Annotated in this window: 12 protein-coding genes and 1 pseudogene; all 13 read right to left on the bottom strand. The window is 69.2% G+C overall.

The annotated features are described in order from the left end of the window. A pseudogene (locus Q9S36_RS50690) lies at positions 1 to 240 on the bottom strand (c-type cytochrome biogenesis protein CcsB); the annotation flags it as partial. Between the two features lie 80 nt (positions 241 to 320). Next, positions 321 to 953 (bottom strand): M23 family metallopeptidase, encoded by a 633-nt coding sequence (locus Q9S36_RS50685; RefSeq protein ID WP_311292305.1) that lies wholly within the window; start codon positions 951 to 953, stop codon positions 321 to 323. A 270-nt stretch (positions 954 to 1,223) separates the two neighbouring features. Further along, the gene (locus Q9S36_RS50680) at positions 1,224 to 2,624 is read right to left on the bottom strand and encodes a M23 family metallopeptidase (RefSeq protein WP_311292304.1); all 1,401 of its coding nucleotides are present in this window, start codon (positions 2,622 to 2,624) and stop codon (positions 1,224 to 1,226) included. Further along, entirely contained in the window at positions 2,621 to 4,240 is a 1,620-nt protein-coding gene (gene lnt, locus Q9S36_RS50675; RefSeq protein ID WP_311292303.1) for an apolipoprotein N-acyltransferase, read from the bottom strand. The genes Q9S36_RS50680 and lnt overlap by 4 nt, the downstream gene beginning before the upstream one ends. Positions 4,241 to 4,243: 3 nt before the next feature. Next, positions 4,244 to 5,185 (bottom strand): cytochrome c oxidase assembly protein, encoded by a 942-nt coding sequence (locus Q9S36_RS50670; RefSeq protein ID WP_311292302.1) that lies wholly within the window; start codon positions 5,183 to 5,185, stop codon positions 4,244 to 4,246. After that, the gene (locus Q9S36_RS50665) at positions 5,182 to 6,870 is read right to left on the bottom strand and encodes a cytochrome c biogenesis protein ResB (protein WP_311292301.1); all 1,689 of its coding nucleotides are present in this window, start codon (positions 6,868 to 6,870) and stop codon (positions 5,182 to 5,184) included. The genes Q9S36_RS50670 and Q9S36_RS50665 overlap by 4 nt, the downstream gene beginning before the upstream one ends. Continuing rightward, positions 6,851 to 7,618, bottom strand: a complete 768-nt coding sequence (locus Q9S36_RS50660; protein ID WP_311292300.1) for a cytochrome c biogenesis CcdA family protein — start codon at positions 7,616 to 7,618, stop codon at positions 6,851 to 6,853. The genes Q9S36_RS50665 and Q9S36_RS50660 overlap by 20 nt, the downstream gene beginning before the upstream one ends. After that, positions 7,615 to 8,214 (bottom strand): TlpA disulfide reductase family protein, encoded by a 600-nt coding sequence (locus Q9S36_RS50655; RefSeq protein ID WP_045246899.1) that lies wholly within the window; start codon positions 8,212 to 8,214, stop codon positions 7,615 to 7,617. The genes Q9S36_RS50660 and Q9S36_RS50655 overlap by 4 nt, the downstream gene beginning before the upstream one ends. Continuing rightward, a complete protein-coding gene (locus Q9S36_RS50650) occupies positions 8,211 to 8,546 on the bottom strand; it encodes a DUF6804 family protein (protein WP_045246900.1) in 336 nt (111 codons plus the stop codon). Before Q9S36_RS50650 ends, Q9S36_RS50655 begins: the two co-directional genes overlap by 4 nt. Then, positions 8,543 to 9,076 carry a signal peptidase II gene (locus tag Q9S36_RS50645; protein ID WP_311292299.1) on the bottom strand — a complete coding sequence of 178 codons (534 nt, stop codon included), beginning with the start codon at positions 9,074 to 9,076 and terminating at the stop codon, positions 8,543 to 8,545. Before Q9S36_RS50645 ends, Q9S36_RS50650 begins: the two co-directional genes overlap by 4 nt. 77 nt (positions 9,077 to 9,153) lie before the next feature. Further along, on the bottom strand, positions 9,154 to 9,429 hold the full coding sequence (locus tag Q9S36_RS50640) for a zf-TFIIB domain-containing protein (protein ID WP_045246902.1): 276 nt from the start codon (positions 9,427 to 9,429) through the stop codon (positions 9,154 to 9,156). Continuing rightward, positions 9,426 to 10,142: a copper resistance protein CopC gene (locus tag Q9S36_RS50635; protein WP_311292298.1), complete on the bottom strand. Its 717-nt coding sequence runs from the start codon at positions 10,140 to 10,142 to the stop codon at positions 9,426 to 9,428. Before Q9S36_RS50635 ends, Q9S36_RS50640 begins: the two co-directional genes overlap by 4 nt. Before the next feature lie 13 nt (positions 10,143 to 10,155). After that, positions 10,156 to 11,122, bottom strand: a 967-nt coding sequence (locus Q9S36_RS50630; RefSeq protein WP_311292297.1) for an NAD(P)-binding domain-containing protein, incomplete at its 5' end; no start/stop codon positions are given.

The following is an 11,122-nucleotide window of genomic DNA, read 5'->3' as shown; positions in this document are numbered from 1 at the left end:
ACGCTGCGCGGGCGGCGTGCGAACACTGTCCACCGACCCACTCTGAGCGTTCTGTGTCTGCTGGCCAGCCCGTGCGGTAGCGCCGGCCAGGGCCGGCTCCCGCTGCGGGACGCTGGCGGGGACGGAGCGCCCGGCCAGGTCGATGGTGTACGCGATGAACGCGAGTAGGTAGGTGACGATCGCCGTCCACACCAGCAGCAGTGAGATGCCGTCGAGGGAGAGCGCGTCGGTTCCGGTCATGGCAGGGTCGTCCTCTTCGTCGTTTCGGTCAGGGGGTGCCCGCGAGCGGGGTGGTGCGGTAGATCGGTGCGGCACATGGGTCAGCCCGCGTTCGCTTCCAGCCAGGCCAGCGAGTCCACGGCGGTTCCGTCGAGGTAGACCTCGAAGTGCAGATGGTTCGCGGTGGAGCGTCCCGTGCTGCCGACGAGTCCGACCAGCTGCCCGGCCGTGACGGTCTGCCCGGCGGCGACCTGCCGGCTTCCGGTCTGCATGTGCGGGTACACCGTGCTCACCTGTTGCCCGTTCAGCACGGACTCCACCACCACGGTCACCCCGTATGCGCCGTAGCTGTCCTGTGAGATCCGCACGACACCGTCGACGGAGGCGTAGACGGGGGTGCCGCCGGTAGCGACCATGTCGGTCCCCATGTGCGCGCCGCCGCGAGCTCCGAACCTGTCTGTCACAGTGAACGGGCCACCGACCGGCCACCGCACGGCTCCGCTGCCAGGGGGCACCATGCCGTAGTCGAACGGTACCGACGCGACCTGCGCGGACGCCCGCGCACGCTCGGCGGCTGCTTGTGCCGCTGCTTCTCGCGCCTTTTTCTGATCAATCTCCTCCTGACTGGTGGCAGCGTAGCTGTCCCGGGTGAGCTGCGCGGCGCCCGCATCGGACGCGACGACCAATGACTGCGCGTCCTCCGAAGCGACCTGCTGCAGTGAGCGGGTTTCCAAGTCCGCGGGCTGCCAAGCCCCGTACGCCGGGAGAGCAAAAGTGGCAACGAGACCAGCAACCATCGCAAGGACTACCAGCGTCCGTGCCGGGCGCAACGACGTCGGCCTACGCAGAGCACTTGCTGCACTGGGCGCGCGCGACGTCACAGATGCGCACGAAGCGGGAGGCGGTGTCGCAAGTCCTCGAAGACTGCGTCGTGTAGGGACCGACTGGGGACAATCCCCGGTTCGGATGGTCCGTTCAGCCATGATGTCCTCCTTCGTTTCGGGTTAGAGCGAGACGCCGCGAGCGGCGAGGAAAGTGGCGGGGTTGATCGGGGAGCCGCCCACGTACACTTCGAAGTGGAGATTGCAGCCGAACGCGTTGCCGGTCTCTCCCTCACGGGCGATGAGGTCGCCAGCATTCACGCGTTGGCCGTAGCCGACGTAGAAGCCGCCGTTGCGGATATGGGCGTACCCGGTGCCGATCCCCTCGCCGTGGTCGATCTTGATGTAGTTGCCGTAGCCACCGTTGTACCCGGCGTAGACGACAGTGCCCGCCGCGACAGCATAGATCCCCGCGCCGCAGCCGCCGCTCAGATCGACGCCGTAGTGGTAGCTGGTTGAGCAGTACCCGTTGCCGCACTGTGAGCTGCGCGGCCCGAATCCCGAAGTGCGGTTACCGGATGTTGGCCGTGCCCACCCGGAGCTGACCACACCGCCGCCGCCTGAGGCGGCGAGCCGCTCGGCCTCGGCCCGCTCCGCCGCTCGCCGCTGCTCCTCGGCGATGCGGGCAGCCTCGATTCCAGCCTGATAATCGGCGATGGTCTTCGCGGCGGTGTCCTCGAGGGCGGCGAGCTGGGCTTGCAACTCGCCGAGATGGAGAGTCTGCGCGTCCACCGCGGCCTGTGCGGCATCAGCGGCCTGCTGCGACTCGAGCATCTTCTGCTCGGCGACCTGCTGCAGCCGGTCCCGTTCGTTTCGGGCGACCACGGCCTGATCGGTCAGGCTCTGCGCAGCATCGCGGGCGGTGATCGCGGCCGCATACGCTCCCTGGTTGCGTTCCAGCAGCTTGTCCATCACGCCCAGCCGGGACAGGAGATCGTCCGCGGTCGCTGCCGACCCGGAAAAGAACAGTTCAAGGGAGGCTGTGTCGCCCCCATCGCGGTATAGCTGCGCGGCGATGCGGCCGGCCTTGTTCGCCGCATCGGCCGCGTTTTGCGCTTCCATGTCGGCTTGGGACTGCAACGTGTCGGCCCGGAAGGAGGCGTCAAAGTACTCCTGCTGGGCGGTGTAGAAGGCACCAGCGGCCTGCTCGGCGGCGGTGCGGGTGCGCGCCACCTCGCCGGTCAAGCTTCGGATCAGGCCCTGGATGCGCTGCACCTCAGCCGCCTTGGTCGCCTCGTCCGCTTTCGCTGCCTGCACGTCCTCCCAGGACGGATAGGTCGCCGCGAACGCTGCCGGCAGCAGCGGGCCGCCGACCAGGACGGCGACCGCGCTCAATGTTCCCGCGATCAGCAGCGTGCGCCGGCTCACACCAGCTTGGAATCCACGGCTCTCCGCGGGCAACGGTCCGCCTCCGCACTCCTTCGCCGTCGAGTCACCAGGAAGGGTGAGATCACTGCCCGTCGCCAGCGTTCGCAGTGACCCAGCAAGTCGACCTCTGGCAGGCCTCCCTCTTGGCGTGTTCATGGGTGCCTCCCCGGGTCAGTCGCACGATTAGCGCCGTCCGCGCGCGTGCGGGCGCGGTGACAGATCCCTGCCGCGGTGAGGGCGCCGGCGGCGGCGAGGACGATGAGAGCGGTGAGCCAAGGACCGAGGATCACCGCGGGGGTGAGGCCGGTGCGCAAGGGGACGGCGCTGATCGACGCGCCTGCGGTGTCGACACCGATGCCGTCGAGGGTGGTGCCGTTTGGGGTGATGACCTGGCTGGTGCCTACCGTGGAGACATTGACGACCGCGCGGCCGGTTTCGATGGCGCGCATCCGGGCGAACGCGAGCTGCTGCAGGTTCTCGTCGGTGCCACGGAAGTCGGCGTTGTTGGTCTGGAACACGAACACCTCTGCGCCGGCGCGGACGCCCTCCCAGATCACAGCGTCGTAGATCACGTCGAAGCAGATCGCCAACCCCACCCCGACATCGCCGACCCGCACAGTCGGCGAATTGGTGCCTGGGGTGTACTCCCGCTGGATCAGTCCCACCAAGTCGGGGACGATCAGCTCGTAGAACCACCGGTCGGGCACGTACTCCCCGAACGGAACCGGGTTGACCTTGTCATGCCACTGCCGGTCCGCAGGATCCGCAGTCCACAGCAGAGACGTGTTGAAAACATCGTCGCCACGGGTCGTGGCGGCGTTCATCAGCAACGGCGCCCCGGCCGAGCGCACAACCCGGTCCAACGCCTCGGCGGCGGCGGGATCACTGAGCGGGTCGGCGTCGACGCCGCCCTCCGGCCAGGCCAGCAGATCCATCGGCTGCCCGTACAGCGGCACAGTGGCGGCGGTCTGTGCGGCAAGGACGTCCCCGGGCGCCTTATCGTCGAAGTACCCGGTGGGGCCGTTGCCCTGCACCCATCCCACGCGAAACTCCCCGGCCGGCGCGGTAGGGAACTGCGGTGTCAGGACCAGGAGAACAGCGACGCTCACGGCAGGGTGCAACCCGAGCATGAACCGGATGCCGCCGGCGCGGATCCACTGCACCACAGAGGCGCACACCACGACAATCAGCAGGGACAGGCCGGTCACACTCGTCCACGACGCGACCTCCGCGAGCGGCCCACCCACCTGGGTCGTTCCGAGGCGCGCCCACGGGAACCCGGAGTACGGCCACGCACCCATCACCAGCTCACGGGCCGTCCAAAAAACCGCGATCAGCGGCGGTACCACGAGCAGCTGCACGAGGCCGCGGGACGGATAGCGGGCGGTCCACCGGTAAGCGAGGGTGATCGGCACCGCGCCGGCGCCGAACAGGACCGCTTCCAGCCCGGCGAGGGCAAGCCACGGCACCGGGCCGAGGAACTCCCCCACCCACACCAGATGCGTCGTGTAGAATACGGCGCCGAAAACAGTGCCGGCCAGCAACGCCCCGCCGATGCTGCGGCCGATCAAGGCCACCAGGGCGACCGTGACACTCACGAACGTCAATGGCCACCACCCCACCGGTGCGGAGGCGAAGTCCAGCAGCAGGCCGGCTGCCGCGGATGCCAGCACCGCCGCCCACACCGGCAGCGACAACGCCGCAACGATGCGGCGCGGCGTCTCCTGCTCCGGCGCGGCGGCCGGGGCGGGTGTCGGCGGGGGCATGCGCATCGGTCAGGTGTCCTTCTGGTGGAGTCGGGTGAGGTAGTCGTTGTACGCGTCGAGCTCAGGGTCTCCGTGCGCGTCGGCGCGGCGGTCGGCGGCTGCGGCCTGGGCGGTGTCGTCACGGAACCAGCGGTGCATGACGTAGATGAGCATCAGCAAGGTGGGGGCCTCGCCGTAGGACCAGGCCAGCCCGCCGGCGAGGCCCTGGTCTTCGATCGGGTCGATGCCCAGGGCGGTCGTCGGGCCGGTGAACCCGTCGATAAGGGTGGTGGTGGCCATCATCAGGAAGACGCCGAAGAAAGCATGCAGGGCGGCTTCGGCGAACACGTCCAGGGCGCGGCCGCCGTGGCTCATCCGCACCGGCAGCGGGTCGGACGACAGGATCGGGATGGTGAACAGCATTCCCGCGATCAGGAACCCGACCTCGAGGAGAGTGTGCCCGGTGACGGTGGACAAGATCGGATCGGCGAAGTTCGCCAGGTACAGACCGTAGAACGCGGCCAGGTAAATCGGCACCGCCAGCCAGGGGCTGAGAAGCCACCGCGTGGTGCGACTGCGCAGGCCTGCATGCGCGGCGCGGAGCACCAGGAGGCCGGGGCCGCGGTGCGGGGTAGCGCGAAGCAGCAGGGTACCCGGAGAGCCGAGGACCAGCAGCGGCGGGATCGCCATCATCAGGGTGAGCTGCTGGAACATGAACACCGAGAACAGCGCGTACCCGTAGTTCTCCACCGCCAGCCCGGTGACCGCGGCGAGGGCGACGCAGCCGAGCAGGAAGCTGACCGTCCGCGACACCGGCCAGCCGCGGCCGCGAACCCACATTCGGATCGCGCCGGCCAGGTAGGCGACCGCGAGCAGTCCCGCGAGGATCGGCAGCACCGGAGCCGGAAGTGGGGCCGGGGCGAGGAACCCGCCGAGGGTCGGCGGGGCGTCCGGAATCCACACGATCGTCACGGCGTGTCCTTCGCCGGTGGCTCGACGCCGAGGGTTTGGGCGTGGCGGGCCGCGAACTCGTCGAGGGCGCGCGCCAAAGCGGGGTCTTCGCCTCGGGCCAGTCCCGCGTACTCGACGTGCACACCATCCGGGGTGCTGCGGGCTTTCACCCATAGCCGGCGGCGGGGCACGAACAGGCCGGCGAACAGGCCGAGGGTGGCGAGCCCGGAGAACGTGAGCACCCAGCCGCTGCTGGGGTCGCGTTGGATCTGCAGCGACGCGAACCGCTTCACCGGTTCCTCCGCCGTGACCTCCTCCCACGTGATCGTGCCCCACCCGTTCGGCAGGTCGACGGTGGCGCCGGGGGTGAGCTCAAGGGAGTCGGCGGCGGTGTCGCCGCCGGTGTGCTGGGTGAGGCCGTCGACCTCGAGCGTGTACACCGACCTCGGGGTGCCGTCGTCGATGCCCAAATCACCGCTGAACACATTGAGCGTCATCACGGGGTTGATGACGTCGGGGTAGATCGAGGTAAATGCGCCGGAGGGCAGCACCCCCTGGGTGGGGTAGAAGAACCCGACCAACCCGACCTGTTCGGGCAGCCCATCCGGGATCTTGATGATCCCCAGCGAGGTCATGTTGCCGTCCTGCGGCAGGAACGGCTGCGACTCGTTATACACGACCTCGCCTGCGGCGTCGCGGATCGTGAGCGTGGGGGCGTAGCCGTTGCCGAGCAGATAGATCCGGTCACCCTCGACGGTGATCGGGTAATTCACGATCACGCTCTGCGCCCGGTCGTCCTGGCCGGGCTGGCGGATGGTGACGTCGGCGGAGAACTCGCCGGCCTGGCCTGCGCCGGGGGTGCCGGGAAGACGGTAGGAGACCTGGAAGTCATCGAGGGTGAGCGAGTAGGGGGCAAGTCCTGTGCCGTCGACGAGACGGCCGGGGTTGAACGAGGAGTAGTCGCTAAGCGCGTTCACAAAGGTGGTCCCCTCCACCACGACTCGTTGGCCCGTGTACGCGAACGACCCGCCGATTCCCACCGAGACCAGCACTCCGACGAGGGCGACGTGGAAGATCAGGTTGCCGGTCTCCCGCAGGTAGCCGCGCTCGGCAGACACCGACGTGGTACCGCGGGCGTCGTAACGCTCCACCCGGTATCCGGCCTTACGCAGATGCTCTGCCGCGACGGCAACCGCGTGCGCGGCCATGTCGGGCTGCGCGTTCCCTACCGGGATGGTGACCTCCCGGTACTCCGAGAGCCGCGACATCCGCGCCGGGGTGCGCGGCGGGCGAGAACGCAGCGCCTTGTAGTGATGCTTGGCGCGCGGGATCACACAACCGATCAGAGAGGTAAAGAGCAGCAGATAGATCGCGGAAAACCACGGCGACAGATACACGTCGAACAGCCCGACCGCGTCAGCCAGCGGGAACACGTCGGGGTTGTTTCGCTCCCACTGGATGACCCCGTTGGGGTCGGCGCTGCGTTGGGGGAACAGCGACCCGGGCACGGCGGCGATCGCGAGGAACAGCAGCAGCACGAGCGCGGTGCGCATGCTGGTCAGCTGCCGCCACGCCCACCGCGACCACCCGGTAATGCCCAGCGCCGGCTGGGTGATCTCAGTCGCGGATTCGCTGTCGGCGTGGTCGCCGGGGCGTAGCGGGTCGGCCGTGGCGTCGGTGCCGGTGTCAGATCGGGAGGGGGACATTGATCACCACCTGTTGCAGCTGCGACATCAGCGCCGTCCACAGTCCCGTTACCATCAGCAGGCCGAGGGCGATGAGCATGGCCCCGCCGATGATGTTCAGGGCCCGGATGTGGCGGCGCAGGAACGTGACCGATCGGGACGCCCAGCCCCACCCGGCCGCGAGGATCAGGAACGGGATGCCCAGGCCCAGCGAGTACGCCAGCCCGAGCAGGCCGGCGCGGGCGGGGTCGCCGAGGTTCCACGACATGGAGATGATCGCTGCGAGCGTAGGGCCGATGCAGGGGGTCCAGCCGACGCCGAGCGCGAACCCCAGAAGCGGCGCCCCGATCAGCCCGGCCCTGCCCTGGGCGCGGGGGCGGAGGGTGCGCTGGGCAATGCCGAAGAAGCCGAGGAACACCAGGCCGAGGGCGATGATGACGACCCCGAAGACGCGAGTGAGCACATTGGCGTATTGCAGCAGCAGGTACCCGAAGGTGCCGCCGAGGATCGTGACGGCGACGAACACCACGGTGAACCCGGCGATGAACAATGTCACGCCCAGCAGCAGCCGCGCGCGCTCCGCCGTCACCGTGCGCCCCCCGTCCACCGTGGGGGCCGCGGTCGTCGTGGTGGTGCTGCCGAGGTAGCCGAGGTAGCCAGGCACCAGCGGCAGCACGCACGGGGACACGAACGACACCAGCCCGGCGAGGATCGCGACCGGGATCGCGACCCACAGGGCGCCGTCGACGATCACCGCTCCCGGATTCATGAGGTGTCCTCGGCGAGGGTGTCAGCGACCAGGGTGGACAGGATCGACGCGCTGGCCAACTGCCCGATGATCCGCGCCGCGACCCGCCCCTCCTGGTCGATGACCAAGGTGGTGGGGGTGGCCTGGATCGGAGTGACCTGCGCGAACGCGAGCTTGACCCGTCCGTCGTTCACGTCGATCACGCTCGGGTAGGTGACGTTGTTGTCACGGGCGAACGACAGTGCGGTGGCTGGCTGGTCGTAGGTGTTTACCCCGAGGAACGCGACGCCCTGGTCCTGATACTCCTGCCAGACCTCCTCGAGCATCGGGGCTTCGACGATGCACGGCCCGCACGCGGCGTACCAGAAGTTCACCACCAGCACCCCGCCGCGGTAGTCGTCACTGGACACCGTCTCCCCGGTCTCGGTGACGCCCTCGAACACCACCGGCTCCCCGCGGTCGGCATCCGGGATCTCGACGATCTGGAAGTCACCGGCGATGTAGCCCTTCTCGCTTCCGTCCCGGTACTGCTGCGCAAGCGAGTCGCTGGACGTGCACCCGGCCAGCAGCAGCGCCGCGACCAGCGTCATGGCGGCAAGGACGCGGCGGCGGATCATGCGCGCTTGACCTTGATCAGGGCGCCGGCGACCAGGAACACGACCGCGGCGACCGGCTGCGCCGCAGTCCACACCGGGCCGGTGAACGGGAACGGGAACACCGGGTTCCAAATCACGGCGATCACGACGAACACAGGCAACCACCACCACTGCCGCGCCTGGATCGCGAACCACCCCACGATGACCGCGAAGATCGCGGCGACGAACAGCACAACGGTGAACCAGTCCCCGCCCATCAGTACCGGCGCGAGGAACAACACCGCCGCCGCGAGCAGCCCCGGCGCGAACGCGTTGCGCTGGTATACGGACGAGGTCCGCTGCTTCGCCATCATGACCCGCTCACCACGGAGCCCGTCGCAGGCGCCGCGCTGTCCGCGCTGACGCGGGAGCGGCGGCGTCGGGTCCACAGGCTCAGGCCGAGGACGATGACGCCGGCACCGAGGGCGACGTCGGCGAGGTTGCCGATGAACAGGTTCCCGTAGGCGAGGAAGTCGGTGACGTGCCCGACCCCGAACCCAGGGGGGGAGAACAGCCGGTCGATCAGGTTCCCGATCGCGCCCCCGAGGATCAGGCCGATCCCCATCGCCCACCATCCGGTCCGCGCCCGCGCGGCGGCGACGACCAGCAGCACCACGGCACCGACCCCGAGGAGAGTGAGCAGCCCGGTGACCCCGGCTCCGAGGGAGAGGATCGCGCCGGGGTTGAACGCGAGCTGCAGCCCAAGCAGATCCCCCAGCAGCGGGATCCGCTCCTCCTGACTCAACCCTCCCAGTGCGGCCGCCTTCGTCGCCTGGTCGACCAGGACCACCACAGCGGCGGCCAGGCACGCGACCGCGAACCGCCGGGTCTGCTCACGAACCATCAGCGGCTCCTCCTGCGTTCGCGAGGGCCGCTGATAACCCGGTCATCAGACCGGCTATCAGGAAGAGGTTTTTGGTGTCAGAAGTCGAAGAGGTCACCGAGGAACCCTTCCTTCCGCCGACGCCCGGAGCGACCGTGATGATCCCTGTCGCGGTCAGAACGGTGGTCGCCCTCGCGCGGATAGGGGGCGGTGCTGGTTTGCCGGCCGCCGCCGGCAAGGTCGGCGGCACGGTCGATGATCTTGTCGAGCTCGCCACGGTCCAGCCAGACACCCCGGCACTGCGGGCAGTAGTCGATCTCGACCCCGGAGCGTTCCGTGATCAGCAGGGCGGTCCCGTCGACCGGACATTTCATGAGGGGTTCTCCTTCTGTTGCTGGTCGTCGGCGGTTCCACCATCCGCGGCGGCCGCGGCCGCGGCTGCTCGGTCGCGGCGACGACGCTCTCTGGCCACCATGAGCACGACCACCAGCGCGCCGCCCAGCACGATCACGCCACTCAGGACCGCAAGGACGGGGAGGAGTTCCCCACCTCCGGATGGCCCGTTGTGAACCTCTCCGGACGTATTGGCGGCAGATGTGGGAGACGGGTCGGGTGTCTGCTCCTCGGTCGCTTCGGGGGTAGGGGCGCTGGTGGGGACGGTGACCGCTTCGACGGTGTACTGGTACTCGTTGCTGATCGGGTGCCCGTCGCTGGACACGACCCGCCACCGCACCGTGTACACGCCCGCCTGACCAGGCGTCACCGCCTGGGTGACCGTGGTCCCGTCGATGACCGGATCCCCCGATGCGATGTTCTGCCCGTCCGGGGCGACCACCTCAATGATCACGGCGCTGAAATCGGTGAGGATCTCGCCGCTGAACGTCAGCGAAATCTCCTCCGGGGCCACGCTGACCGTGGATCCGGCTTCCGGGGAGGAGGAGACGATCTCATCGTGCGCGGCTGCGGGCGCCGCGGTGGCGAACAGGAGCCCGACGGCCAGCAGCAGCGTCGTCAGAGTGGACAGGAGGAGGACGCGTCTCCGCGAGCCGGATCGGTGCGGGTGTTCGTGGTCGGTGACGGTGGTCAAGGCGGTGGTCCTTTCAGGGCCGGTTGATGATGTGCTGGGCGATCGTCGTCGCGTCTTTCCACACCCCGGCGAGGGTGTCGGAGCCGCGGCCGCCGTACTGCGGCATCCCCGCCACGAACAGCCCGGGCAGGCCGGTCAGGGTGCGCCGCGGCCGGTCGACGCGGGCCGGTTCCGGGAGCCAGTCGTCGCCAGGGGTGTAGCCGGTGGCGAGGATCACCGACCGGGGGGAAGCCTGCGTGCCATCGGCGAAGGTCACCCCGGCGCCGGCCGCGTCCTGCACCGCAGCTGCGATCGTGACCCCGACGCGGCGCAGCTGCTCATAGCTGTCGCCGAAGACCGGCTCGGGGCGACGCTCCCGCGAGAACAGCGGCACCCTCTCCCCCGCCGCGGCGGGATAGCTCATCGCGGGGCGATGCTGCCGCCGGGTTCGCACGGACAACGTCACGGTGTGCGACGCGGACAGTTCGCGGGCCAGCTGCACACCGCTGTTCCCGCCGCCCACGACGAGCACGTCCCCGGTCGGGATCTGCTTCGGGTACAGGTACTCGCTGCTGTGCAGCACCACCCCGGGCACCGTCAGCAGAGACGCCCACTCCGGAATCCGCGGGTGCGCGGCCGCGCCCGTCGCGCAGATCAGGTTGCGGGTCTGCACCTCCCCCGCCGTCGTCGACAGCAGCAGAGTCGAGCCGTTCCCGCGATGCTCCACCCCGGTCGCCTGGATGCCCCAGACCGTCTCCACGCCCAGCCCGGCTTCCACGAAGGTGAGGTAGTCGGCCATCTCGTCCACTCGCGGATGCCGGCGCTGGTCACCCAGCAGCCGCCGCGGAGACAGCGCGCTATGCCGTGCGTCGCTGAGAAGCTCCATCGAATGCCACCGTGAGGACCAGGAACGCTGCCCCGTGCTGGCGGCGTCGATCACCACGAACTCGTGCTGCGGCCGCAGCCCTTCCGCGGCCAGAGCCGCGGCAACCGCGAGCCCA

It is taken from the genome of Microbacterium sp. ARD31, from assembly GCF_031844425.1.
The sequence above is the reverse complement of the archived record's forward strand: the minus strand, read 5'-3'. Positions and strand labels throughout refer to the sequence as shown.

Coding starts and splice junctions, on each gene's coding strand:
- Q9S36_RS50650 (WP_045246900.1), bottom strand. CDS start 8,546: ATGATGGCGAAGCAGCGGACCTCGTCCGTATACCAGCGCAACGCGTTC.
- Q9S36_RS50680 (WP_311292304.1), bottom strand. CDS start 2,624: ATGAACACGCCAAGAGGGAGGCCTGCCAGAGGTCGACTTGCTGGGTCA.
- Q9S36_RS50645 (WP_311292299.1), bottom strand. CDS start 9,076: ATGGTTCGTGAGCAGACCCGGCGGTTCGCGGTCGCGTGCCTGGCCGCC.
- lnt (WP_311292303.1), bottom strand. CDS start 4,240: ATGCGCATGCCCCCGCCGACACCCGCCCCGGCCGCCGCGCCGGAGCAG.
- Q9S36_RS50665 (WP_311292301.1), bottom strand. CDS start 6,870: ATGTCCCCCTCCCGATCTGACACCGGCACCGACGCCACGGCCGACCCG.
- Q9S36_RS50660 (WP_311292300.1), bottom strand. CDS start 7,618: ATGAATCCGGGAGCGGTGATCGTCGACGGCGCCCTGTGGGTCGCGATC.
- Q9S36_RS50640 (WP_045246902.1), bottom strand. CDS start 9,429: ATGAAATGTCCGGTCGACGGGACCGCCCTGCTGATCACGGAACGCTCC.
- Q9S36_RS50655 (WP_045246899.1), bottom strand. CDS start 8,214: ATGATCCGCCGCCGCGTCCTTGCCGCCATGACGCTGGTCGCGGCGCTG.